Origin of the sequence: Terribacillus halophilus (genome assembly GCF_900101385.1) — a bacterium.
GTDB lineage: Bacteria > Bacillota > Bacilli > Bacillales > Amphibacillaceae > Terribacillus > Terribacillus halophilus.
The window spans coordinates 115,344-141,638 of record NZ_FMZB01000007.1 but is presented as its reverse complement, the minus strand read 5'-3'; the positions used below and the strand labels follow the sequence as shown (position 1 = coordinate 141,638).

Below are 26,295 nucleotides of genomic sequence, written 5' to 3'. Positions count from 1 at the left end.
CTCGTATATACTACATGAAATCGTAAGGGGAAATCTCCTCCTCTTCGGCTCGGGCCTCCCGAAGCATCCGATCGATGTCATCTCCTTCTTCTTCATGGAAACCAAGATGCTCCACTAGGGAAGTGTAGCGCTGGTTCGTATCCTCTGTTTGGATGCCTTGCAGAAACGCTTGTTTTTCCCCGACAAGAATCAAGGAACGCTGTGCCCTCGTTATACCGGTATACAGCAGATTCTTACGGAGCATCCGGCGGTAGCCTGGCACGACGGGCAGGATGACGATCGGAAATTCACTTCCTTGGGATTTATGGATCGAGATGCAGTATGCATGCATCAAATTCGACAAATCCTTGCTTTCATAGACGACTTCTTTTTCATCGAAAGCAACGACAAGCTGCTCCTTTTGTTCGACATTCTCTTCTTCCCGGAACAAAGCAACCACCTCACCGATGTCGCCATTGAAGACACCTTCTTCTGGGTCATTGACAAGCTGGATGACTTTATCTCCTTTGCGGAAGATGACATCTTTTGCTGCCATTTCCCGCTTTTGCTTATCCTTTGGATTGACGAGCTGCTGCAGCTGCCTGTTCAACTCGTGGATACCAGCCTGCGAGCGATACATTGGCGCAAGCAGCTGCACATCGCGCAGATCCCAGCCTTTTTCAACAGCGCGGCCTACTATCTGGGTGATGACCTCGACTACTTGATGCTCCCGGCAAGGGATGAAATTGAAATCTTTGTCCTTTTCCAGTTCATGCTGTGACAACGTCCCATTTTTGATGGCATGAGCAATTGTGATGATTTTCGACCCTTCCTTTTGGCGATAAACATCTTTCAGCATCACTTGCGGAACGGTTTCGGAACGAAGCAAATCGGATAACACTTGTCCGGGACCGACCGATGGCAATTGATCCTCATCTCCAACAAGCAGCACTTGCATATCATCCGGAATGGCTTTGAATAATCGGTTTGCCAGCCAAATATCGACCATGGAAAATTCATCAACGATAAGCAGTTTACCAGCAAGCGGATTATCCTCGTCACGCTCGAAGGATTCGGTTCCATCCCATCCCAATAGCCGATGGATGGTGCTGGCAGGGATGCCTGTTGATTCATTCATTCGCTTGGCGGCTCTTCCGGTTGGTGCCGTCAAGACGAAAGGATAGCTTTCATCCTTATCTTTATAATCCTTCGGGTCGAGGGATAGCTCATGTATTTCGGCGTACGCTTTGATGAAACCTTTGATGACCGTCGTTTTACCGGTTCCCGGTCCTCCGGTAAGGATCATCACCTTCGATTGCAATGCTTGCTCGATTGCCTCGAATTGTTCTTTTCCGTAGCTGATCGTCTCCGCTTCCTCGAGCTTCCCGATGATCTTGAGCAGTTCTGCTTGGACGATTTCCGTTTCGGTTCCTTGTTCGTTCAAACGCTGCAAGTGACTGCAGAATCCTGTTTCAGCGAAGTAAAGCATCGGATGATAGACACGATCCTCTTGTTTGACAACTTTTTTCTGTGCATGCAGCACACCTAGCTGTTCTTCGATCTGTTCTGCACTTATACCGAATTGAGTACTGCGCAAAAGCACAGATGCTTGTTTCAGCACTTCTTCGTTCGGCAAATAGACATGACCTGCTTGCATGCTGTCTTGCAGCACCATCAAGCATGCTGCCTGCAGCCTGCTGTCGTGATCCATGGCTAGGTTATTCTGGCGGGCAGCTTCATCAGCACGATGGAAACCAAACCCTTCAATATCAAATACATATTGGTACGGATCCTTCTCCAATACTTGGATTGCTTCATCCCGGTACACTTTATAGATTTTCTGTGCAAGCTTCAGCCCGATACCGTACTTCGACAGATGCACCATCACGTGATCGAAGCCCTGATGCGTACGGAGGTCGTGAAGGAACCGTTCTTTCTTCTCATCGTTTAATCCTTGAATACCATCCAGCAATTCTGCATTCGATAGCACATCCGCTATCGCATTCTCGCCCAGCTTCGCTACAATTCTTTCCGCAATCCGTTTTCCGATACCATAGAACAGATCACTGGAAAGATACTGAATGAGCCCATCCTTCGTTTCTGGTACGTACCGCTTGTATTCCGTTACTTCATACTGTTCACCGAATCGTTTATGATTGACCATCGAACCATAAAACAGATAAGGTTCGCCTTGGTCCAGTTCCCCGATATACCCTTTGATGACGATATCTTTTTCCTCGATCGTCTCATTGGTTTCCAATACCTTGATACGGACGATGGAAAACTGTTCTTCTTCTTTCCGGAAAATCGTATGCAATAATTCACCTTTCACAAAGCCTTTTGGGCTTTCGGCAGTCTCCCCATATTCCATACGCCTGTGCTCCTTACTCTTCGTTCTCGATTTGCTCCATGATTAGTTCAATTTGCGCCTTTCCGTGCATGGCCATTTCATGATCAGGCTGTGCTTCAAGCGCTTTATCCATATAGACGAGCGCTTTTTCAAACTGCTGCTGGTACAGGTAAGCGACGCCTATATTATAAAGAGCATCACTATGCTTCGGACTCCATTCCAGAAGGTCAAGCAGCACCTGCTGCGCTGTATCGACTTCTCCTGCGTTCGCTAATGCCAAACCATATTGGAAAACGATAGCTGCATCGCGGTCCTCAAGCTCCGCAGCACGCTGCAAATAAGGAAGTGCAAGCTTTTCTTGTCCAGTCTGCTGTAACGACATACCTAGCAGGTAGTGGACGTCTCCTTCATCCAAACCAAGTTTAACTGCTTCCATCAGCTGCTGAATGGATTTCTCATACATCTCTCCCGTGTAATACATACTTCCGAGACCGTAATAAGCTGTCGCAGCTTTCTCATCAAGCGCGATGGCACGCTGGAAGAAGCGCTCTGCTTTTTCCAATTCATTCATCCGCATCAGCAGATTGCCGAAATTGACATATCCAACTGGATCGTTTGGATTTTCTTCGATAGCTATATTAAAATGCTTGGCAGCTTCCTCAAGATCCTGTTTCTGCAATGCTTCTATTCCTGATTTAATATGATCCATCTTTCCACTCCTCTATGTAAGGGAAACCCTTGCCATAAGACAAGGGTTTCTGTTTTAACCGACGTATTCAAGCTGTTGTTCGTTCTTGATGATATCATCGATTGTACCGCCGCCAAGACATACATCATCGTCATAGAAGACGACAGCTTGTCCTGGTGTTATCGCACGCTGCGGTTCATGGAAATCGACACGTACTTTGTTATCACCGATTGGTGTCACCGTTACTTTGCTGTCTTTTTGACGGTAACGGAATTTAGCAGTTACCGTAATCGGTTCAGTCAGTTCTTTTTCGGAAACCCAACTCATATCCGTTGCGATCAGCGCATCGGAGTACAAACTATCATGATCGAAGCCTTGTTCGACATATAGGATGTTCTCTTTCAAGTTTTTCCCGACAACGAACCATGGTTCGCCTTCTCCGCCAATGCCAAGACCTTGTCGCTGTCCGATTGTATAATACATAAGTCCGTCATGTTTTCCTTTTACTACGCCGTCCAAAGTGGACATGACGCCAGGCTGTGCTGGCAGGTACTCGCTTAGGAAGCTCTTGAAGTTGCGTTCCCCGATGAAGCAAATACCAGTGGAATCCTTTTTCGTTGCCGTAGCAAGATTGTTTTCTGCCGCTATACGGCGTACTTCTTTCTTGTCCATTCCGCCTAGCGGGAACATAACTTTAGAAAGCGTTGATTCTGTCAGCTGGTTAAGGAAATAGGTTTGATCCTTGTTTTCATCCAGACCGCGCAGCATGATCGTTTTGCCGTCACGCTCTTCGACTTGTGCATAATGCCCCGTTGCCAAATAGTCGGCTCCAAGAGACATGGCATGGTCCATGAACGCTTTGAATTTGATTTCTTTGTTGCACATGACATCCGGGTTCGGCGTGCGTCCAGCTTTGTATTCGTCCAAGAAGTACGTGAATACTTTATCCCAATACTGCTTTTCGAAGTTCACCCCGTAATATGGAATACCGATTTGGTTGGCAACTTTTTTAACATCTTCGAAATCTTCTGTAGCGGTACAGAAGCCATTTTCGTCCGTATCATCCCAGTTTTTCATGAAGATGCCGACCACGTCGTACCCTTGCTGTTTCAGCAGCAGCGCGGCCACGGAAGAATCGACACCGCCGCTCATACCGACGACGACACGAATATCTTTGTTTTCTTTCATTTCTGTCACTCCTTTCCTTTTGTTAGACGTTTTATAATAGCAGCGACTGTCTGGGCAGCCTCTGCGACGGATTCAGCTGTGTTGCCATATCCGAAACTGAAACGGATACTGTTTGTAACACGGTCATCTTCACCGTACATCGTTTTCAGTACATGCGACGGATCGACGGAGCCCGCTGTACACGCACTGCCGCTGGATACAGTAACACCGGATAAATCGAAGTTCATCAGCAGAGATTCTACATTCGTCCCCGGAAAACTGATATTGACTATCCCAGCGGAACGCTGACCTGACTCTCCATTAATGAAAAAGTCAATTCCTGAAAGCTTCAATTCAGAAATGAACGTATCTTGAAGCAGCTGATACGCTGCTTTACGTTCCGTTCTTTTTTGCATTGCCAACTCTGCTGCTTTGCCAAAGCCCACAATGGAAGCAACATTCTCTGTGCCTGCTCGGCGTTTGCGCTCCTGCTCACCGCCGAAGGTGATCGGTTTGATGGGGACACCATCCCTCACATACAAAGCACCAATCCCTTTTGGTCCGTTGATTTTATGGGCAGATACACTTAAAAGATCTACACCTAGTGTATCAACATCGATTTCCTCTGTCCCATAGGCTTGAACAGCATCTGTATGGAAATAAGCAGGATGGGTTTGCAACAGATCGCCAATCGCTTGAATCGGCTGCATGATTCCTGTTTCATTATTGATCATCATCACGGATACAAGTACCGTGTCCGGACGAAGTGCTGCCTGCAGGTCGGCCAGCTTGATCGCTCCTGACTCATCTACAGGCAAGTACGTAACCTCAAAGCCTTGGCTTTCCAGATAGTTGGCTGCATGTAGTGTAGCATGATGCTCAATTGCAGTCGTAATAATATGCTTGCCTTGTTCACTGCGGGCGTTCGCCACACCGATGAGCGCCATATTATCCGCCTCGGTGCCTCCGCTTGTGTAAATGATCTGTTTATCATTTGCACCAATGCTTGCTGCAACCTTCTCACGTGCTACATCCACGATGTGGCGTGCTTCCCTTCCGAATGCATGGACACTGGAAGGGTTGCCGAATGTGCTCTCCATCACCGGGATCATCGCTTGGATGACGTCCGGATGCATCGGTGACGTTGCCGCGTGATCAAGATAGATTGGTTTCATTTTGCTTGCCTCCATTAAATATAGAACATATACGGATCTTGGCTCTGGTCATCTCCATGACGGCAAAGATCCTCTAAGGTAGTCGTATCCAATACGTCCCTCACCGCATCACGGATACGCAGCCAAAGCTGCTGCTTAGCCGGCTCCTCCTCTTCGATCCCTTCGACAGGTGTAATCGGGCCTTCGAGTGTGCGGATGATATCGCCAGCCGTGATCTCTGCTGGCGGGGAAGCGAGCATATAGCCGCCTTTAGCACCTCGGATACTCTTAACCAGACAAGCATTCCTTAGCGGCGCAGCGAGCTGCTCCAAATAATGCTCGGACAATTTATTTTCTGTCGCAATGGTCTTCAAAGAGACTGGTCCTTCTCCATAATGCTTTCCTAATGCGATCATGATAGTCAATCCATATCGTCCTTTAGTCGATATCTTCATCTCTTAAAACTCCTCATAACTGCCTCTGTAATATTCGGTTTCCAAAACAATAACGATTATTATAACAGAAAATATTATATCATGGATAGCAAGTGGCTTGCATTTTCCCTGATGGCTGGATACGCTAAGACAAGCAGAAACAGGATGGAGGAATTATTATGGCCAGACAACCATTAGCATACCGTATGCGGCCGAAGGATATCAGCCAGATCATCGGCCAAAAACATCTCGTCGGAGAAGGAAAAATGATTCGCCGGATGGTGGAGGCAGACAGATTGAGCTCGATGATCCTTTATGGACCGCCGGGAACAGGCAAAACGTCGATGGCCACAGCACTTGCCTCCAGCGTCCAGATTCGGTATAAGCTTTTGAATGCAGTGGTGGATAAGAAAAAAGATATGGAGATTGCTGTGGAAGAAGCGAAGATGAGCGGCCAGCTTGTCCTTATATTGGATGAAGTCCACCGCCTCGACAAAGCAAAACAGGACTTCCTCCTGCCTCATGTCGAGAGTAATTTGATTACCTTGATCGGCTGTACGACAAGCAATCCCTATCATTCTATAAATCCGGCAATCCGGAGCAGATGTCATTTGTTCGAACTTCACAGTCTGGAACCATCGGATGTAAAAGAAGCACTGCAGCGTGCTGTGCACGATCCCGAGCAAGGGTTGGGCAGCATGCAGCTTGACATCGTGAAAGAGGCATTGGATCATTTCGCTAGTGCATCAGGCGGAGATTTGCGGGCGGCGTTGAACGGTTTGGAACTTGCCGCTTACTCTACCCCTGCACAGGAAGATATCGTCAAAATTGATTTGAAAGTAGCGGAAGCTTGCATGCAGAAAAAGAGCTTTTCCCACGATAAGGATGGAGATGCCCATTATGATGTGCTCAGTGCATTCCAGAAGTCGATACGCGGCAGCGACGTAAATGCAGCGCTTCATTACCTGGCACGTCTGATCGAAGCCGGTGACCTTGACAGCATCGGCCGCCGGATGATCGTCTGCGCCTATGAAGATATCGGACTAGCTAACCCGCAAGCTGGGCCGCGGACATTGGCTGCTGTGGAAGCTGCTGAACGAGTCGGTTTCCCGGAAGCACGCATCCCTTTGGCCAATGCCATCGTCGAGCTGTGCTTATCGCCGAAATCGAACAGCGCATATAAAGGAATCAATGCTGCACTGTCGGATATTCGTTCCGGCAAGGTCGGTGAAGTACCCGCCCATTTGAAGGATGCCCATTATCAAGGTGCAAAGCATCTGGGCCGAGGTGTCGGCTATCAATACCCACACGATTATCCGGGCGGGTGGGTGAAACAGCAATACTTGCCCGACTTATTGAAGAACAGACAGTATTATGAACCGGTCGACACTGGCAAATTTGAACAAGCACTCAAACAAGTCTATGAACGAGTAACGAAAAGAAAATAAGTTTACATGTATAGACGCAACATTCCACGGCAACAATGGGGCTAACAGTTTTTATCACTTTCTATGTTTGTAGATTAACAGATAAGAAATGGAGTGTTAGTCCAAATGGTTAAAGTAAGACAAGACGCATGGAGTCATGAAGATGACTTATTGCTGGCTGAGACCGTTCTCCGGCATATACGGGAAGGTAGTACACAGCTGAAAGCTTTTGATGAAGTCGGTGACAAATTGAACCGCACATCAGCAGCTTGCGGCTTCCGTTGGAATGCTGAAATCCGCAGCCGTTACGAACAAGCTGTCGCGATTGCCAAACGCCAGCGCAAAGAGAAAAAGCGGGCAGAACAAAGAGCTCAAAAACCGGTTGCTGCACAAGTACAGCTTTCTGCACCAGTAAGGAACGTCACAGAAAGACAACAGGCTTTTCCAATTACTATGGATGAAGAAACCGCTCGATTCGAAGCAGAAATCGCACAGGAAACCTTCATTGTTGGTGAACATACCAAAACAGAAACAGACACAAGCAAGCAAGCAGATGAACTGAACCTATCTCAAGTAATCAACTACTTGCAAGCATTGGAACAAGGTTATCAAACTAGTGAAACAAGCCGGCAAACCATTCATCACCTGGAAGCCGAGAGCCATAATCTTCGTCAAGAAAATGAGCAGCTCCAGGATGAATGCGAGAGCTTGAAAAATCAGCTGCAGACAATGAAAGAAGATTATCAAGTGCTCATCCAAATCATGGACCGGGCACGGAAGATGGTTATTTTTGACGATAAAGATGGCTTTGCATCCCCTGCATTCCGAATGGACAAAAACGGCAACTTGGAACAAGTCGCCAAATAAAAAGCAGCACATACCCTTTTGGGGTGTGTGCTGCTTTGTTGTTGTTGACGTAAAAATAGCAATCCCGATCATGCCGTCCTATTGAAGTTTTGAACCCGCTCTCGGCAGGTGGGTGCCCTGATTCACGCTTTATGCGTCCACTCCATGGAGGCTTGCATGCTGCGTAAAGACGTTCGGGCTCCCGTACTTCATCGCGTTCGGTCAAAACATATGAAGAACGTACACATCAGGATTGCTATTTGATTATGGAACTATATTAGCATGGATAGATTGAGTTTTCAACTGGAAAGTCTGTCTATTATGCTTCTTGGTTTGCTGTTTTTTTCTGGATATCCAAATAAAGCTCGTCAAGCTGCTTCTTACTCACTGGATCTGGCGCATCTGTCAGTGGATCGGTCGCGGACGCTGTTTTCGGGAACAGGATAGTGTCCCGAAGATTTGTGCTGCCGGATAGAAGCATGATGAAACGATCGTAACCCAGTGCGATTCCGCCATGCGGAGGTGCTCCGGATTCCAATGCATCCAAGAGGAAGCCGAATTGCTCCTGCGCTTCTTCCTTAGTGAAACCTAGAACTTCGAACATCCTGTTTTGCAGATCCATCTGGTAAATACGCTGCGAACCGCCGCCAAGTTCATAACCATTCAGGACGATATCATAGGCTTCTGCTTTGACAGATGCAGGATCTGTTTCAAGTTTATCGATATCCGCTGCTGCCGGCATCGTGAATGGATGGTGGGCAGCGTAATAGCGTCCCTCTTCTTCGTCATATTCGAATAATGGCCACTCTGTCACCCAAAGGAAGTTGAACAGAGATTCATCGATAAGGCCAAGGTCACGGCCGAGCTTGCTTCTCAATGCCCCCAAGCTATCAAATACCACTTTCGTCTTATCAGCAACAAATACAAGCAAGTCACCAGCATCTGCGGAAAGCACGTCTTTCAACTGACCTTGGATGGACTCATCAAGGAATTTGGCGATTGGTCCTTTCAAAGAACCATCTTCCTCAACTTTGACCCAAGCAAGACCTTTTGCACCATAAATTTTGACAAATTCAGTCAAGGCATCGATATCCTTGCGAGAGAAGTTTGCCGCCTGGCCTTTGACGTTGATTGCACTCACACGGCCGCCACTTTGGATGGCATCCTGGAACACTTTGAATTCAGCAGATTTAACTGCTTCCCTCACATCGACAAGTTCCAGACCGAAACGTGTATCCGGCTTATCGGAGCCGAATCGTTCCATTGCCTCTGCATAAGGCAGGCGTGGGAATGGCACTTGAACGTCTACGTCTTTCACTTCTTTCATGACACGCTTCATCATGCGCTCTGTCATGCCGATGATATCCTCTGTGGACATGAACGACGTCTCGATATCGATTTGAGTGAATTCTGGCTGCCGGTCAGCGCGCAAATCCTCATCACGGAAACAGCGGGCAATCTGATAATATTTCTCGAATCCTGAAATCATCAGCAGCTGTTTGAAGAGCTGTGGTGACTGCGGAAGCGCATAGAACTCCCCTGGATGCACACGGCTCGGAACTAGATAGTCACGCGCTCCTTCCGGCGTGCTTTTCGTCAGCATCGGCGTTTCCATCTCGTAAAATTCCTCTTCATTGAGGAAATTGCGGATTGCCTGTGTCGCCTGGTGACGAAGGCGGAATGTTTCCTGCAGAGGCTTTCTGCGCAAATCAAGATAACGGTACTTCAAGCGGACATCCTCGGATGCATCCACATCATCTTCGATTTGGAAAGCCGGACTTTTCGCCTTGTTCAAGATGATAATCTCTTGGGCAGTTATTTCAATATCACCAGTCGCCATGTTCGGATTCTTGGTTGCTTCTTCCCTTTCCACAACTTGACCTGTCACACTGACAACGAATTCGGAACGGATTTGTTCGGCAATTGCCAATGCTTCTTTTGAAACATCGGGATTGAAAACGACTTGTACGATACCGGAACGATCACGGATATCAGCAAAGATCAATCCGCCTAAATCACGTCGCTTCTGTACCCATCCTTTGATTGTCACTGTCTCGCCTGCATGGCTCGTTCGCAGCAGACCCGCCTTTTGTCTTTCACTCATCCGCTTTTCCTCCATCCAACTGTTCTTTGATTGCCTCGACAGCTTCCGTGATTGCCACTTCGGTCTGCTGTCCATTTTGCATATTGCGCAAGGAGATGACGCCTTTTTCCAGCTCATCTTCACCAAGTACCACGACGAATTTCGCTTGCTGGCGATCGGCAGCTTTGAATTGGCCCTTCATTTTCTTTCCAAGATAATCCTTATCGGCAATCAGCCCAGCCAAGCGCAGCTGATACGTCAGCTTGGCAGCTTCTTTTTGGACAGCTCCTTCTCCAAGTGCAACGACATAAACATCCGTACCTGTTTTCACTGGCAGTTCGATGCCTTCAGCTTCCAAAGCAAACAATAGACGTTCAATACTTAGTGCATAGCCGATACCCGGAGTGGATGGACCGCCCACTTCTTCGACCAGACCGTTGTAACGGCCACCGCCAGTAAGTGTTGTCAGTGCTCCGAAGCCTTCTGCATTACTCATGATTTCGAATGCCGTGTGATTGTAATAATCCAAGCCCCTTACCAGGTTCGGATCCACTTCATACGCAATTCCGATTGCATCCAGATTTTCTTTGACAGCGTCAAAATACGCTTTGGACTCTTCGTTAAGATAATCATGAATGGATGGTGCACTTTTCACTTTCGGGTGTTCCCGGTCTTTTTTACAATCAAGAATACGCAATGGGTTCTTTTCCAGGCGATTCTGACAGTCGCTGCATAGTTCATCTTTGACAGGAGTGAAGTGCTCGATCAAAGCTGTCCGGTGTGCATCACGGCTTTCTTTATCGCCAAGCGTGTTGATGATCAGTTTCAAAGACTTCAAGCCAAGCTGCTGATAGCCGCTCATTGCCAGGCTGATCACTTCTGCATCGATGGCAGGGTCTTCACTTCCCAAAGCTTCGACACCGAATTGAACAAACTGACGCATCCGGCCTTGCTGCGGTCGCTCATAGCGGAACATCGGTCCATAATAGAATAGCTTCGTCGGCTGCTCCGGAAGACCATACAGCTTATTCTGCACGTATGCGCGGACGACCGAAGCCGTTCCTTCCGGTCTGAGCGTCAGGCTGCGGTCACCTTTATCCTTGAATGTATACATTTCCTTCTGTACGATATCCGTTGTTTCCCCTACACCGCGAAGGAACAACTCCGTATGTTCAAAAATCGGCACCCTGATTTCTTTGTAGTTGAATCTGCTTGCCAGATCCGTAAGCACTTGTTCAGCGTACTGCCACTTTTCAGATGTACCAGGCAAAATATCCTGCGTACCTCTTGGCGCTTTCATCTCCATTTCATAACCTCCTCGACTATTGACCCAATCCCCGGATTCCTAAAAATAACGACAAAAAACCCCCGTCCCTTCCTACACAAGGGACGGGAGTCTTTCCCGCGTTGCCACCCTAGTTGGATACAGCTGTATCCCACCTTGGTCAGTTAACGCCTGCTACGTCACTGTCTACTGTGTTGTTCGACAGTGCTCCTAAGGAATGTCTTTCAGTTCGAAGCTGTGCTGGGCGCTTACAGCCTAAGGCGCCTGGTCTCTGTCCACAGTGATTTCGACTTACTCTTTCCCTCGATGGATTTCCGGTTTCTTTAGATTGTAATAATAGTACCTGTTTGTAAGAAAGATTGTCAAGATTGTTTTAGTCGTTCTTGTAATTTTTTTCGCTCCGTGCCTTCTGGTGATATACCTATGTCCGGAATAAACGAATCTTCCACAAGTGAAGCAGGTTCACCTCTGAGCCGGATAGCATCCAGCCGAGATGTAGCGAATACATGCTGCTGTGCGTCACTGCCGCGCATGCCCATCACACCTTTTTTCGTATTTTTTCTCAACTAGTATTCACAATCCGCACGTTTTCTAAACAAAAGAACAAGCAAGCATCACGCTTCCTTGTTCGGTCGATCCGAGCTGTCCAGAATGATGGTAATCGGACCTTCATTGATAAGCTGCACATCCATATGTGCGCCGAATTCCCCGGTCTCTACATGGATGCCGGCTTCGATAAGTTTTTGGTTGAATCTTTCATAGAGCTTTTTGGCCACCTCAGGTTTTGCTGCACCAGTGAAACTAGGCCGGCGCCCCTTACGCGTGTCAGCATACAAAGTGAACTGCGAAATGGATAGGATCTCCCCTCCGATTTGCAAAAGAGATTCATTCATTTTCCCGTCTGCATCCTCGAACACGCGAAGATGAATCAGCTTATTCACGATGTAGTCCAGATCTGCATCTGTATCTTCGTGTGTGATACCGACCAACAGCATGAATCCTTTGCCGATGCTCCCGATAACCTCTTCACGGACAGTGACAGAAGCTTCTTTGGCAAGCTGTGCTATTACTTTCATCTCCATGCCCCATTTCTATTGCAGCATTCTCGTAACAGTATAAATATCTTTTATTTGTTTGATCCGTTCCACTATTTTCCGAAGATGACCGATGTTGTGGATCAAGATTGTCAGATGGATTGTCGCAAGCTTATTTCTATCCGATTTTCCATCGACAGCGGTGATCTGGGTACGTGTCTCATTAACAGCCTGCAGCACTTCATTCACCAAGCCATGTCTGTCAAAAGCAGTGATTTCAAGATCGACATGGTACTGCTTGGCGCTTGTTACTCTGTTCTCCCAGTCAACATGCAGCCTACGTGTCTGGGCTTCTTCTGTCTGCATATTCGGGCAGTCGGTACGATGGACGGAAACGCCTCTTCCTTTTGTGATGTAGCCGACAATTTCGTCACCTGGAACTGGATTACAGCATTTCGAAAGCCGGACGAGCATGTTATCTACACCTTCGACCCGTACACCGGAATCACGTTTGCGGCTGGTAGCTGCGGACTTGGACGCATTGGCCATTTTTGCCGTTTCAATCGTCTTTTCCATCACTTCTTCTTTTTCATGCTGCCGGCGCAGACTGTCTGTCAGCCTGGTCGTGATCTGAGCAGCCGTGATACCCTGATAACCGACCGCCGCATACATATCTTCTTCAGTGGTAAAATTGAATTTCTCGACGGCCTTGCGAAGGTTCTCCGGAGTGAACACGAGTTTCGGATCGAAGCCGGATTGTTTCACTTCTTCCTCCACAAGCTCTTTACCTTTGGCAACATTTTCCTCACGCCGCTGTTTCTTGAAGAACTGTTTGATTTTATTCCGGGCATGGGTGGTCTGAGCCAGCTTGACCCAGTCCTGAGAAGGACCATAGGAATGCTTGGACGTCATCATTTCCACGATATCGCCATTTTTCAGCTTATACTCCAGCGGCTCCATTTTACCGTTTATCTTCGCTCCGACTGTATGATTTCCCACTTCGGTGTGAACACGATAAGCAAAATCAATCGGTACGGAACCAGAAGGCAGTTCGATGACATCCCCTTTTGGCGTGAATACATAAACCATATCACTGAACAAGTCCAGTTTCAGTGATTCCATGAATTCTTCCGCGTTCTCGGATTCGTTCTGGAAATCGAGGATTTCACGGAACCAAGTAAGTTTTTCCTCGAAAGACTTCTTCTGAGTGCTAGCGTTTAGCTGTTTGCCTTCTTTATACGCCCAATGCGCTGCGATACCGTATTCGGCAATCTCATGCATCTCCTCCGTCCGGATCTGCACCTCGAGCGGATCACCCTTCGGTCCGATGACGGTCGTATGCAAAGATTGATACAGATTGAGTTTCGGCATGGCAATATAGTCCTTGAAACGTCCGGGCATCGGCTTCCAGCATGTATGGATCACACCAAGGACTGCATAACAGTCTTTGATGCTTTTTACGATCACACGAACTGCAAGCAAGTCATATATTTCATTGAATTGCTTATGCTGGTGCTCCATTTTGCGGTAAATACTGTATAAGTGCTTCGGACGACCGAATATATCCGCATCAATATTGATTTCCCCAAGCTGACTGCGGATTTGATCCATGACGTCGCCAATGTAGCTTTCCCGTTCTTCACGCTTTTGCTTCATCAAGTGAACGATCCGGTAGTACTGCTGCGGATTCATATAACGGAGTGCTGTATCCTCGAGCTCCCATTTGATCGTACTGATCCCGAGTCTGTGCGCAAGCGGTGCGAATATTTCCAATGTCTCATTGGAAATACGTCGCTGCTTCTCAGGGGAAAGATGTTTCAGCGTACGCATATTATGAAGACGGTCAGCCAGTTTAATCAAGATGACCCGGATATCCTTTGCCATTGCAACGAACATTTTTCGGTGATTTTCAGCCTGCTGCGCCTGCTTTGATTTGTATTTGATTTTACCGAGCTTGGATACTCCATCAACGAGCATAGCCACTTCGGCATTGAAAGCATCTTCCAATTCCTCGACCGTCACAGGCGTATCCTCGACAACATCGTGCAAAAAGCCACCTGCAATCGTCTCCGCATCGAGTTCCAAGTGGACAAGGATCCCAGCTACTTGGACAGGGTGGATGATGTAGGCTTCACCGGAACGACGGAATTGTCCTTCATGCGCTTTTTCGGCGAACTCATACGCTTTCCGGATAAAAGCAACATGCTCGTCCGATAGATATCGGGCTGCTTCTTGAATGACCTCTTCGGCCGTTAGAACTTTTTCCTTTGGCATCTCTTTAGCTAAACTCCTTCTCATCGTCTGCATAAGCGACGAGGGTTCTAAACTGTCACATGTTATTTTTATTAGCTTAACAAATATCCAATCTATTCGACAAGTATCTGTTTTTAAAATGAAACAAAGAGTGCCCCGAATGAGGCACTCTGATTCCGTCAGATATTATTCGTAGCTTGTAAGTGTCAGTACTTCATAGCCATCCAGCTTTTCTCTGCCATCGAGATAAGCCAGTTCGACAAAGAACGCACAGCCGACTACGATACCGCCCAGCTGTTCAACAAGCTTGATTGTCGCTTCGATTGTACCGCCAGTTGCGAGCAGGTCATCCGTAATAAGGACACGCTGGCCTGGTTTGATTGCATCTTTATGGATTGTCAGTACATTCTCGCCGTATTCAAGTCCGTAAGCCACCTTGATGACTTCACGAGGCAGCTTGCCTTCTTTGCGGACAGGGGCAAAGCCGATATCCAGTGCATAGGATACAGGGCATCCTACGATGAAGCCGCGCGCTTCGGGACCGACGATCAAATCCACATCTTTATCTTTAGCGAATTCCACGATTTCATTTACTGCAGATTTATAAGCCGGACCATTATCCATTAATGTAGTGATATCCTTGAATTTGATACCTGGTTTCGGCCAGTCCTCAACGACTGTAATATATTGTTTATAATCCATTTACTGCTTCCTCCTCGATAACTTCCCCGCGTTCCAGTACGCGTTCCAGCCACGCTTTCAATTCCTTATAGCCGGAATAATATAAGATCTTCTCGACTTCTATCGCTTCCTTCAATCCCTGGTAGACTTCAGAGTCAGCCAAATCACGTTTGGAAGGATTTGGGTTGATTGAAATTTGATCCTTATCTAGTTTAACAAATTCGAGCTCAAAAAACACGTCGGAAATAAACTTCGTCCTTTCCGGACTCCAGCCCCGGCTGTTTTTTAAATAATCTTCAAGCTGACGGTAGGCAATCGATTTTTGCTTCAGCAGGATTGCATAAAATAGCTTAAATTGCTCACGATCCGGAAATCCCTGGAGATAGGCATTCTCCTTCACATCGTAGCAGGCATAAATGAGATCCGGCTGCAAATTCTGGAGTACAAAAGAAATATCCTCCAACTTGCGAGGAAGATCGGCTAATATGACTGCCTTTATATTGCCGGTTGCATTTGTCAGGCCTTCTGTTTCGTAATCCAGGATTCGAATATGCTCAGATAGCCAGCCAAGGTCCGTATTCGGATGAAAACGTACGACAGCAGTCTCCTCTTCCGCCTTTATCCGGAACCCTTTTTGCAGCTGCTTGCTTCCTCTGTGATCAAGCAGCTGCCAGCTTCGTATTGCTACATCTTCAATTAATATCTGCGGTTTTTGTCTGCCGTTCCATTCATTGATCGATAATTCCCCGACCGCTTCCAATTCATCCATCGGTGTCAGGAACGGATAAAGATCGCCTTGCCCGAAGCATACGCCATCCAACTGGATCGCGTCCTCAGCAAAAACGAATTTCAAATGATTTTTATTCGCTCCGATGAGCTTCACTTCCCGCATCGGGGCAGTAAGTTTGACGAGTGGCTTTGGATTTTGCATCCCGAATGGCGATAACTGGGCGATGTCGCGGATCAAATCGACCGACACATCCCCGACATTTACCGATAAATCGATAGCCAGTGTTTGCTTGAAATCTTCCTCGGTAAGTGATTCTGCTGCCATTTGATTCAATTGCTTCCGCAGCTTGTCCACTTGTCCAAGCTCCAAAGTCATTCCGGCCGCCTGTGCATGCCCGCCAAAAGCAATAAAGTGATCACGTACCTGCATGCAGTGGTGGAATAAATCAAAAGCATCGATACTGCGAGCGGAGCCTTTTGCTGTTTCTTTATCCGGATGGATGGCCAGCACGATCGCCGGCCGGTCAAATGTCCTGACCAATTTAGAGGCTACAATTCCCAGAACCCCTTCATTCCAGCCTTCCTTTGCTACAATGATGACATGGCTGCTCTCTTCTTCCGGCTGTTCCTTTACCATCGCTTCTGCTTCTTTCGCAATTTTAGCCACGATATTCTGCCGCTCCGTGTTCAGTGACTGGATTTCTTCCGCCATTTCCGCCGCTTCTTCATACGAAGCAGCCAGGAGCAGTTCAACAGCAAGGTCAGCATCTTGCAAGCGGCCGACAGCATTGATGCGCGGTCCGATTTTGAAGCCGATATCTTCCTCGGTTACGATACCATCCAGCCCACAGCTATCCTTCAAAGCTCGTATGCCTGGTCGCATGGAAGATGCAATCGCCTTTAAGCCCTCGGCAGCCAGCACCCTGTTTTCATCAACAAGCGGAACCAAATCAGCAATCGTCCCGATGACGACGAGATCAAGCAGCTGCTTCGGGAAGTAACCAAGCAAATGATGCGCCAGCTTGAAAGCGACACCTACCCCTGCCAATTCATGGAAAGGATAGTCCGGAGAGCATTTCGGATGCACAACTGCCAAGCAATCCGGAACTGTTTCCTGCACTTCATGGTGATCGGTGATGATAAGATCGATTCCAATCTCCTTCGCGATTTGTGCTTCGTGGTGGGCAGCAATGCCTGTATCCACAGTCACGATCAAATGATAGCCATTCTCCTTTGCGGCTCTAAAAGCAGCCTCATTCGGTCCATAACCTTCTGTAAATCGGTTCGGTATATAATAATCGCAGTCAGCTCCCAGTTCCCGCAATGCTTCCAATAAAACGACAGTGGAAGAAACTCCATCTGCATCATAATCTCCGAATACCAGGATTTTTTCATCCTGATTCACAGCAGCATGTATCCGTTCAGCTGCAGCATCTATATCATGTAACCGTTCCGGGCTATGTAGGTCCTCCAGAGACGGATGAAGGAACCGATTTGCAGCCTCTGCCGTTGTTATTCCGCGCTGTATGAGCAGCTGCTCCACAAGCGGAGAAACACCGAAGCCCGCCGGCGTGTGAGCTGAAGGGCTGCTGCTATTATCCTTCCATCTCATTCTGCTTTCCAACATAAAAAAGACCCCCTAACCAAGCTATTATACTAGAGCCTGGTCATGGGGGCAATCGATTATTGCCTGTATTCATCTCTCATTCTTTCGGATGTAGGATACGTATTCGTTGTCGGATCGGATATATTCGATGTAATCCGCTCCGGCTCCTCATGTCCCTGCTCCGCACGTTTTTCTTGCATTTCCGTTATCTCAGCAGCTTTTTTATCATTATCCTTACGTAAAGCGCGTACCTCCCTATTTAGCTTGAACATACGCAACCCTCCTACAGATGCTGTAATCAAGACGCCCATCAAAACGGAGAACAGAATGATCAGGATTAGCGGAGCTGAACCTGTACCAAATAAATAGTCCACCTGCACGCTGTCTACGTTGATAACTGCGAATATTGCAATAAGTACTGCAAAGATGACTGCTAGAATGATATACCATTGTGCTTTCATGTGCTGACTCCTTTCCAATGCGGCTATTCTATACATTCCCCATTTCAAAAAAAATAACCCTCGTATTTGCTACGAGGGTCAGCCTATCAGACTTGCGGTCCTTCGACTTTCTTTTTCTCTTCATGGATGATTGGATTTCTTTCGATATTTCTGCCGCGCCAAACGAGCCACAGCTGGGAAGCAATGAATAGGGATGAGTATGTCCCTGCTGCCAAACCAATTACAAGCGCGATCGAGAAGTTGGCGATTGATGCCGCCCCGAAGATCCAAAGAATGATCGCTGCGACGATTACTGTCAGTACCGTGTTCACACTTCGCACAAGTGTCTGCAGTAAACTGTCATTAACGATTTTGGCCAATTCGTCGAACGTTTTGACTTTCCGTTTGATCCGGATATTCTCTTTGATCCGGTCAAAGGTGACTATCGTATCGTTGATCGAATACCCGATGATAGTCAGGATTGCGGCAATGATCGTAATGTCGAATTCCAGTCTGGTGATACTGAATATCGCCAGAATGAAGAATGCGTCATGCAGTAAGGCCAGGATGGCTGTGACGGCAAATTTGAATTCGAATCGGATCGTCGCATACAGGACAATACCAATCGAAGCAAAAATGACTGCATACAATGCATTTTTCGCTAGTTCCTTTCCGATTACAGGCGATACGGTACTGATGCTCGGCGCATCTCCATATTCATCCTGGATACTGCTCTTCAATTCGTTCTCTTCATTTTTTGTAAGTGTATCTTCAAGTCGGACGGAAGCGTGTTTGCCATCAGCCGAAAGCTGCGTTTCTCTCGATTCGAAGCCAAAGTCATCCATCTTCTGCTCTACTTGTTCTGTCGTCAGAGCTTGGTTCGAATCGAATTCCACACGTGATCCGCTCGTAAAGTCGATACCAAGATTCAGCTTAAAGACACTCAAGCAGATGATCCCGGCAATCGTCAGCGCGATGGAGAAAGCGAAATAAGCTTTTCTGTGCTTGACCAGGTTCAGCTTCAAACCATAGAAAGTGACGTCACGTTCTTCTTTGTCATTCAGTTTGCGGATATTCTTCTTCGATACCCCGAACCAGCCCGGTTTCTTATCGAATGCACGGCTTTTCACCATCAAACTAAGCAAGGCACGTGATCCATAAACAGCTGTGATGAAGCTTAACAAAATACTGATGATCAACGTCGTTGCAAAACCTTTGATGGAGCTCGTACCGAAAATGAACAGGACGATACCCGCAATCATCGTAGTCACATTGGCATCGGTAATGGTTGCCAATGAGTTTTTGTTACCAGCTTTGTAGGCAGCTTTCAGTGATTTGCCGGTTTTCAGTTCATCTTTTATCCGTTCGTATGTGATGATGTTGGCATCAACTGCCATCCCCACACCCAGAATTAATGCTGCAATACCTGGAAGTGTCAGAACGACACCGAGCTTATCAAATACAAGTATGTTTAAATAAGCAAAAACCGCCAAAGTGATGGATGCAATCAAACCTGGAAGTCTGTAATAGACGATCATGAACAGTAAAATAAGAGCGAAGGCAATATATCCTGCCAGCAGCGTCTGATCCAGTGCTTCCTGACCGAATTGCGCTCCGACTGAGTTGGAGTAAACTTCTTCCATTTTCACCGGCAATGACCCAGCGTTCAAGAGATCGGCAAGCTCCTGTGCACTTTCAACGGTGAAATTACCTTCAATCTGGACTGATTTACTATTGATGGTCTGCGAAACTGCTGGAGCCGAAATGAACTTTTGTTCATCCTCGGGTTTTTGAGCTTCCTCTTCATAGGAATCCCCATCTTCATAATCCAGCCAAATGACCAGCCTGTTCTCTGGGTACGCGCGCTGTGAGAGTTCACTTGTCACTTCACCGAATTTGGAAGCATCTTTCATCTCCACTGTGACTAGCGGCTGATTCGTTTGCGGATCGAATGCCTGCTTCGCACTGCCTGCCTGGATATCCGTACCATTCAGATACTCTTTATTTTCCGTATCACGGAATGATAGATTGGCAGTCGTCGACAGCATTTCACGAGCCTGGTCCTGATCCTTCACCCCAGCCAGCTGCACGCGGATCCGGTTCGGCTGCTCGATGTCAATGCTTGTCTCACTGACTCCCAGGGAATCGACACGCTCGTTTAACGCCTGCGCTGTGGCATTTAGCGTTGCCGTATCCACTTTGTCTCCTTCTTCCAGCGGACTAACTTCATAAAGTACCTCGAATCCGCCCTGCAGATCGAGTCCTAAATTCAAATCATTTGCGATTCCTTTAACCGTCGTTCCCATTGCTCCCAAAAGTAATAAGACGATCAAAAAGAAGGCAACGATTCTGCCTCTTTTCACCATGATGCAACTGCCTCCCATGTTCCGTCAAAACGAAACCTAAAATACTGCAGATAACCATCTGCAAAATAGCATGTATGTACTGCTGTACGCATCCGCCAAATACTCACATAGTATAGAGAAGACAAGCCAGCACTGTCAACTTTTCCTATATCAGGACTGACCATTGATGGCAGCGATTGACGCCATCAGATCCTCATCTTCCTCATACACCGACATCGTCAAGTATCCCATATACACCGATACACTCAGCTGCATGATATCAGCTACCACTTCATATATACGTTTCGGTTTGTCTGCCTCTTTCTTCCAAACTTTTTTCTCCATGCAGCTCCAAATATCCGCAGCAGACGCTTTATCATAACCGAGCAGATGAAATTCTTCCTTTTTACTGATCACGGCTGGCATCACTTCCGACTTCCATTCGTTCACTGTCTTCGATTCGAACACAAATTTCTACCTCCTAAAACAACTTGCCTCAGTTCTGTTCAGGCTAGTCATGCTTGACCATATCTCATGCATATATTTAATTGTAGCCGAAAAACAATTATTTGAGAAGGCAGGTTGTCGATGTGACGAAGCAGACTTTCCTAAAAGGGGCACTCATCCTGATTGCTGCCAGCTTGATCACTCGCTTCCTTGGATTCGTGAACCGGATTGTCGTTGCACGTGTCATGGGAGAAGAGGGGGTCGGTTTATACATGATGGCGATGCCGACATTGTTCCTGGCAATTGCCATCACCCAGTTCGGTCTGCCTACCGCTATCTCAAAAAGGGTGGCAGAAGCAGATGTTCGAGGGGATAACGAGCAAATCAAAAAAATCGTTGTCGTTTCCTTGGCTGTTACACTCAGCATCAGCATTGCATTTGTCGGCCTTCTTTACTTTGCAGCGCCGTATCTTGCGGACAAGCTGCTCAAGGATGTACGAGTCATTTACCCGATGCTGGCAATCGGTCCTATCATACCGATATTGGCAGTTGCTTCTGTACTGCGAGGATATTTTCAAGGCAAGCAGAACATGAAGCCACAGAGCTTTTCACAAGTGATCGAACAGATTATCCGAATCAGCTGTACGGTTTTCCTCGTGAAATTCTTTCTGCCTTACGGTGTTGAATTTGCAGCTTTGGGTGCGATGATAGCTGTCATTATCGGGGAGTTCGTTTCATTGCTGTATATGCTGCACCAATTCAAACGGAAGAAGACCGTCAAAATAAGGTCTCAATTCATCACAGCCCTGAAAGGGGGAAAGCAGACATTAGACCGTTTGTTTTCCATTGCATTGCCTGCAACAGGCAGCAGACTCATTGCCAGCGGCACCCATTTCCTAGAACCGATACTCACCGCTCAAAGCCTGGCTTTAGCCGGCGTTGGAACGGCATTGGCAACAAGGCAATATGGAGAACTGACAGGCTATGCACTGCCTCTGTTGTTCCTGCCGACATTCATTACGAACTCGTTGGCTACTGCACTGCTGCCGTCCATCAGCGAGGCAAACGAACAGAACCGACACCAATTCGTCCATTACCGGATTCATCAAGCCATTCGGCTCAGCTTCGCCTCAGGCGCAATTGCAACGGTAATCTTGACAGTGTTCGCCGGACCGATCCTGCATTACATGTATGGGAGTGAAAGTGCCGAGCGTTTCATCCTGCTGATGGCACCTTTTTATATCATGATGTACATCCAGATGCCGTTAAGCACCGCCCTGCAAGCCTTGGATGCGGCCAAAGCGGCGATGTGGAATACGATCATCGGCGCAGGTGCCAAAATTGTCCTGCTTGTCTCCTTGGCTTCCAATGCTAAATTTGGCATCATCGGTGTCGCAATCAGTATGATAGTCACAGTGGTTTTGATCACTTTATTGCATTTGCTCTCATTAGCACGCGTTGCCGGCTTCCGTCTGACGCTGAAGGAAATCGCTCAAATGCTCGGTCTGTTGGCATTGACAACTTTTACTGCACAACTGTTGAAGGGTATATTCCTTGATTCCCTTTATGAGCTGCCAGCATTCCTATTATTACTGCTTATCCTTCTTTTTCTCTATCTCTTGTTTATGCTCAGTTTCGGGTTCATTACAAAAGCGGAAATAGAGCAATTTCTATCGAAAAGAAAAAAATGATCAGCGCTCATCTTTACGATCGATATACCAATCATGATTTTTATCCAGTGTACAATACGAAATAGAATGGATATCAGGATGGCCATGACGTTTCATCTGACTGCGGAGCCAAGGCTCGGACTTGCCGAGTTCATCCAATACGTCCTGCTGAATTTCCCCATCGATGATCAGTGGTGGCACAAAACCGCTGCTTCCGTCAGCAGTATCTTTTTTCTCGAACACAGAAAGTTCGCCAGATGTTTCCAGAATCGCAAAATCCACATCCTGTACACTTTTTGTACCATTTTCGCGCAGCTGCTGCTGCAAGTCGGAAAAACTGTAACGCTGTCTGCGCATCTGATGCTCGTCTATCCGTCCTCTATTGATGATGATGGAAGGCTTTCCTTCCATCAAATTACGCAATTTAGGAAATTTAAGAGATAGAAATGCAGTACTTCGCTGGATGATTAAAAGAATGACCATTGGAACGATAAAATGAAGCAGATGACTGCTTGGATCCTCAATGGAGAATACAGCTATTTCTGCCAGCATTAAATAAACGACTAAATCAATGATGCTCAGCTCGCCAATTTCCCGTTTCCCCATGAGACGGAAAATGATGACGATGACAATGTAGGAAAGGAGCGTCCTTCCAATAATCGACCATTCCAATGTATCCAGCAAAACTTCCGCCTCCTTTTTGATTATTTTGGGCAATGCATCCGGTTCTATACGTTCTGAATCTAAATGGACATGCATACAGTAGCCATATAGACATGCTGGAGGGATCTTTGTGAAAAAAAATGTACAGGCAATCTTGTATGGATGGATTACCGTTTTCGCGCTTTTGTTATTCATCAGCTTTACATTAGCATTATTACTGCGTTTCACGGAGTTTGGGGAAGGGATGCTGGACTGGACAACACTTGGGGCAGGTATCCTTAGTCTATTCATCGGCGGGTTGATTGCTGGGGTCAAAGGGGAAGATAAGGGCTGGCTGCTTGGCGGCATGACCGCGATAGGCTTTTCCCTTTTCATCCTTCTCTATCAATACCTCGGCTATCAGGTAGGCTTTTCGGGAACACAGCTGCTCACGCATGGCGGGTTTTTAGTGGCATCCCTGGCCGGGGGCATGATCGGTGTCAATATTAAAACGAGCACATAAAAAGACAGGAGAAAAATCTCCTGTCTTTGTTTTTACGCTTCTGAAGGTTTGACGTCGCGGATCGCGTTACGGTCGAACGTCAACTTACTGCCGTCATCCGTAGTAAGGACTACAGATGCCTCGTCTATCGCATGCACCTGCCCATGTAAACCACCAATGGTAACGATGCTGTCTCCCTTTTTCAAGTTAGCCTGCATTTCTCTAACCTGCTTTTGACGCTTCTGCTGCGGACGAATCAACAGGAAGTAGAAAATAACAAACATTAATACAATAAGTATTAAACTTTGAACATTCATTCACTGCTCCCCCTTTCTAGAAATTCTTCGCATTCGGTTTGTTAAAACCATAACTCTCGAAGAATTCATCTCGAAAATCGCCAAGCCGATCTTCTTTAATCGCCTCTCGTACTTTCCTCATCAATTCTATCAGAAAATGCAAGTTATGGTAAGTAGTAAGCCTAAATCCGAAAGTTTCATTACATTTGATCAGATGGCGAATGTAAGCGCGTGAATAATTCTTGCACACCTTACAGTCGCAGTTCTCATCAATCGGGCCAAAATCACGGGCATATTGTGCATTGCGGACAACAAGACGGCCATTGGATGTCATACATGTTCCATTACGGGCAATCCGGGTCGGAAGCACACAATCAAACATATCGATACCGCGGATCGCACCATCAATCAAGGAATCTGGTGAACCCACACCCATTAAGTAACGCGGCTTATCCTGCGGCAGCCATGGCGTGGTGAATTCCAACACACGGTTCATGACGTCCTTCGGTTCGCCGACCGACAGACCGCCCACCGCGTAGCCAGGGAAGTCCATGCTGACAAGATCCTGCGCACTCTGCTTGCGAAGATCTTCAAACTCTCCGCCTTGCACGATCCCGAAGAGACCTTGCACATCTGGACGGGCATGCGCAGTCAAGCAGCGTTCCGCCCATCGGCTTGTCCGTTCCACTGATGCCTTCATATAATCATAAGTGGCCGGATACGGCGGACATTCATCGAATGCCATCATGATATCACTGCCTAGCGCGTTCTGGATTTCCATCGCTTTCTCCGGAGAAAGGAATAGCTTTTCACCACTGATGTGATTACGGAAATGCACACCTTCTTCCTGGATATCACGGAGATCACTCAGACTGAAAACTTGGAAGCCGCCGGAATCGGTCAGGATAGCACCATCCCAGTTCATGAATTTGTGCAAGCCGCCTGCTTCACGGATGATTTCATGTCCTGGACGGAGCCAAAGATGATAGGTGTTTGATAGTATAATATTCGCGTTAAGTTCCGTTAATTCCTCCGGACTCATTGTCTTTACCGTTGCCAGTGTCCCGACCGGCATGAAAGTAGGCGTCTCGAAGCTGCCATGCGGCGTATGTACGATACCGAGCCGTGCGCCTGTTTGCTTATCTTGTTTGATGAATTCATAACGAATTGCCATATTATAGTAGTTCCCTTTCTATTCTCAATCTATACGAGCAGCATTGCATCACCGAAGCTGAAGAAACGATATCGTTCTTTTACAGCTGTCCGGTAAGCATCCAGGATGAAGTCCCGGCCTGCAAATGCACTGACAAGCATGATCAATGTTGATTTCGGCAAATGGAAGTTGGTGATCAAGCCATCGATGGCACGATACGTAAATCCAGGATAGATAAAAATATCCGTCCATCCGCTTGCTGCGACGAATTTTCCATTATGGTCGCGCGCGATCGTTTCCAATGTACGTGTGGAGGTCGTCCCGACAGAAATGATCCGTCCTCCGGCTTCACGGATCCGCGTCAGCTGATCTGCTGTTTCCTGCGACATCTGATAAAACTCGGAATGCATTTCATGTTCTTCAATCGATTCCACACTGACGGGGCGGAAAGTTCCCAATCCAACGTGAAGTGTGATGAATGCAATCTCCACACCTTTTTCCTGAAGATCCGCAAGCAATTCCTTCGTGAAATGCAATCCAGCTGTCGGCGCGGCTGCGGAGCCTTTTTCCTTGGCATAAACTGTCTGATAACGCTCTTGGTCGGGAAGCTGTTCTTTGATATATGGAGGCAGCGGCATTTCACCAAGCTGCTCTAACACCTCGTAGAAAATACCATCATAATGGAACTCGATGATTCGACCGCCATGCTCCAGCAGTTCCTTGCATACAGCAGTCAGTTTGCCATCACCGAAGGAAAGCTCCGTACCGACTTTGACTTTCTTGGCCGGCTTGACCAAAACCTCCCAGCTATCCCCTTCCACTTGCTTCAACAAGAGTATCTCCACTTTGGCCTGCGTGTCCTTTTTGATGCCATACAGTCGCGCGGGCAGGACACGCGTATCGTTGAGGACAAGACAGTCCCCAGCGTTGAGATAGTCTCCGATATCGGCAAAATGACGGTGCTCCATAGTACCCGCTTCCTTATTTAATACAAGCAGCCTTGACGCTGTCCGATCTTGAAGCGGCGTCTGGGCGATCAGTTCTTCTGGTAAATGAAAATCATAATCCTGTATATCCATACCTG

General features: G+C 47.2%; 23 protein-coding genes, 1 other RNA gene and 1 other annotated feature. Of the genes, 4 read left to right on the top strand and 20 right to left on the bottom strand.

Translation table 11 applies throughout. The features are described from left to right. Positions 1-10: 10 nt before the first annotated feature. From recD2 to cymR, 5 genes are read right to left on the bottom strand one after another with little or no spacing between them, the layout of a single operon-like run. The gene (gene recD2, locus BLQ53_RS13090; RefSeq protein ID WP_093727762.1) at positions 11-2,350 is read right to left on the bottom strand and encodes an SF1B family DNA helicase RecD2; all 2,340 of its coding nucleotides are present in this window, start codon (positions 2,348-2,350) and stop codon (positions 11-13) included. A gap of 13 nt (positions 2,351-2,363) precedes the next feature. Then, a complete protein-coding gene (locus BLQ53_RS13085) occupies positions 2,364-3,038 on the bottom strand; it encodes a tetratricopeptide repeat protein (RefSeq protein ID WP_093727761.1) in 675 nt (224 codons plus the stop codon). Positions 3,039-3,092: 54 nt separating this feature from the next. Continuing rightward, positions 3,093-4,205, bottom strand: a complete 1,113-nt coding sequence (mnmA, locus tag BLQ53_RS13080; protein WP_093727760.1) for a tRNA 2-thiouridine(34) synthase MnmA — start codon at positions 4,203-4,205, stop codon at positions 3,093-3,095. Between the two features lie 5 nt (positions 4,206-4,210). Next, positions 4,211-5,359, bottom strand: a complete 1,149-nt coding sequence (locus tag BLQ53_RS13075) for a cysteine desulfurase family protein (RefSeq protein WP_093727759.1) — start codon at positions 5,357-5,359, stop codon at positions 4,211-4,213. Positions 5,360-5,373: 14 nt separating this feature from the next. Beyond that, entirely contained in the window at positions 5,374-5,793 is a 420-nt protein-coding gene (gene cymR, locus BLQ53_RS13070) for a cysteine metabolism transcriptional regulator CymR (protein WP_093727758.1), read from the bottom strand. Between the two features lie 158 nt (positions 5,794-5,951). Between cymR and BLQ53_RS13065 the strand changes: the two genes are divergently transcribed. Both BLQ53_RS13065 and BLQ53_RS13060 read left to right on the top strand, forming a co-directional pair. Then, the gene (locus BLQ53_RS13065; protein WP_093727757.1) at positions 5,952-7,220 is read left to right on the top strand and encodes a replication-associated recombination protein A; all 1,269 of its coding nucleotides are present in this window, start codon (positions 5,952-5,954) and stop codon (positions 7,218-7,220) included. Between the two features lie 105 nt (positions 7,221-7,325). Next, positions 7,326-8,066 (top strand): RsfA family transcriptional regulator, encoded by a 741-nt coding sequence (locus tag BLQ53_RS13060; RefSeq protein WP_093727756.1) that lies wholly within the window; start codon positions 7,326-7,328, stop codon positions 8,064-8,066. A 57-nt stretch (positions 8,067-8,123) separates the two neighbouring features. Here the strand turns inward: BLQ53_RS13060 and ssrS are convergent. From ssrS to BLQ53_RS13010, 11 genes are all read right to left on the bottom strand, one after another. Then, positions 8,124-8,302, bottom strand: a non-coding RNA gene (gene ssrS / locus BLQ53_RS13055) — 6S RNA. Positions 8,303-8,364: 62 nt separating this feature from the next. Then, complete coding sequence (aspS, locus tag BLQ53_RS13050) at positions 8,365-10,149, bottom strand: aspartate--tRNA ligase (RefSeq protein WP_093727755.1); 1,785 nt, start codon at positions 10,147-10,149, stop codon at positions 8,365-8,367. Then, complete coding sequence (gene hisS / locus BLQ53_RS13045; RefSeq protein ID WP_093727754.1) at positions 10,142-11,434, bottom strand: histidine--tRNA ligase; 1,293 nt, start codon at positions 11,432-11,434, stop codon at positions 10,142-10,144. The genes aspS and hisS overlap by 8 nt, the downstream gene beginning before the upstream one ends. A 76-nt stretch (positions 11,435-11,510) precedes the next feature. After that, positions 11,511-11,729: a binding site (T-box leader), on the bottom strand. A 46-nt stretch (positions 11,730-11,775) separates the two neighbouring features. Continuing rightward, complete coding sequence (locus BLQ53_RS18770; protein ID WP_139180879.1) at positions 11,776-11,979, bottom strand: hypothetical protein; 204 nt, start codon at positions 11,977-11,979, stop codon at positions 11,776-11,778. Positions 11,980-12,027: 48 nt separating this feature from the next. Then, positions 12,028-12,489 (bottom strand): D-aminoacyl-tRNA deacylase, encoded by a 462-nt coding sequence (dtd, locus tag BLQ53_RS13040; protein WP_093727753.1) that lies wholly within the window; start codon positions 12,487-12,489, stop codon positions 12,028-12,030. A gap of 15 nt (positions 12,490-12,504) precedes the next feature. Further along, positions 12,505-14,721 (bottom strand): RelA/SpoT family protein, encoded by a 2,217-nt coding sequence (locus BLQ53_RS13035; RefSeq protein WP_093727752.1) that lies wholly within the window; start codon positions 14,719-14,721, stop codon positions 12,505-12,507. A 165-nt stretch (positions 14,722-14,886) separates the two neighbouring features. Then, positions 14,887-15,402, bottom strand: coding sequence for an adenine phosphoribosyltransferase (locus tag BLQ53_RS13030; RefSeq protein WP_093727751.1), 516 nt, complete (start codon positions 15,400-15,402; stop codon positions 14,887-14,889). Continuing rightward, a complete protein-coding gene (gene recJ, locus BLQ53_RS13025) occupies positions 15,392-17,737 on the bottom strand; it encodes a single-stranded-DNA-specific exonuclease RecJ (RefSeq protein ID WP_093727750.1) in 2,346 nt (781 codons plus the stop codon). Before recJ ends, BLQ53_RS13030 begins: the two co-directional genes overlap by 11 nt. A 56-nt stretch (positions 17,738-17,793) precedes the next feature. Continuing rightward, positions 17,794-18,177: a LapA family protein gene (locus tag BLQ53_RS13020; protein WP_093727749.1), complete on the bottom strand. Its 384-nt coding sequence runs from the start codon at positions 18,175-18,177 to the stop codon at positions 17,794-17,796. A gap of 86 nt (positions 18,178-18,263) precedes the next feature. After that, positions 18,264-20,522 (bottom strand): protein translocase subunit SecDF, encoded by a 2,259-nt coding sequence (gene secDF / locus BLQ53_RS13015; RefSeq protein WP_093727748.1) that lies wholly within the window; start codon positions 20,520-20,522, stop codon positions 18,264-18,266. 150 nt (positions 20,523-20,672) lie between these two features. Then, entirely contained in the window at positions 20,673-20,969 is a 297-nt protein-coding gene (locus BLQ53_RS13010; RefSeq protein ID WP_093727747.1) for a post-transcriptional regulator, read from the bottom strand. Between the two features lie 122 nt (positions 20,970-21,091). Between BLQ53_RS13010 and spoVB the strand changes: the two genes are divergently transcribed. Then, a complete protein-coding gene (gene spoVB, locus BLQ53_RS13005) occupies positions 21,092-22,639 on the top strand; it encodes a stage V sporulation protein B (protein ID WP_093727746.1) in 1,548 nt (515 codons plus the stop codon). Here the strand turns inward: spoVB and BLQ53_RS13000 are convergent, their stop codons facing one another. Next, positions 22,640-23,299, bottom strand: coding sequence for a DUF421 domain-containing protein (locus BLQ53_RS13000; RefSeq protein WP_093727850.1), 660 nt, complete (start codon positions 23,297-23,299; stop codon positions 22,640-22,642). Between the two features lie 112 nt (positions 23,300-23,411). Between BLQ53_RS13000 and BLQ53_RS12995 the strand changes: the two genes are divergently transcribed. Beyond that, complete coding sequence (locus BLQ53_RS12995; protein ID WP_093727745.1) at positions 23,412-23,783, top strand: TIGR04086 family membrane protein; 372 nt, start codon at positions 23,412-23,414, stop codon at positions 23,781-23,783. Between the two features lie 32 nt (positions 23,784-23,815). Here the strand turns inward: BLQ53_RS12995 and yajC are convergent, their stop codons facing one another. From yajC to queA, 3 genes are read right to left on the bottom strand one after another with little or no spacing between them, the layout of a single operon-like run. After that, the gene (gene yajC, locus BLQ53_RS12990; protein WP_093727744.1) at positions 23,816-24,079 is read right to left on the bottom strand and encodes a preprotein translocase subunit YajC; all 264 of its coding nucleotides are present in this window, start codon (positions 24,077-24,079) and stop codon (positions 23,816-23,818) included. 16 nt (positions 24,080-24,095) lie between these two features. Then, a complete protein-coding gene (tgt, locus tag BLQ53_RS12985; RefSeq protein WP_093727743.1) occupies positions 24,096-25,232 on the bottom strand; it encodes a tRNA guanosine(34) transglycosylase Tgt in 1,137 nt (378 codons plus the stop codon). A 29-nt stretch (positions 25,233-25,261) separates the two neighbouring features. Beyond that, the gene (gene queA, locus BLQ53_RS12980) at positions 25,262-26,290 is read right to left on the bottom strand and encodes a tRNA preQ1(34) S-adenosylmethionine ribosyltransferase-isomerase QueA (RefSeq protein ID WP_093727742.1); all 1,029 of its coding nucleotides are present in this window, start codon (positions 26,288-26,290) and stop codon (positions 25,262-25,264) included. Between the last annotated feature and the right edge of the window lie 5 nt (positions 26,291-26,295).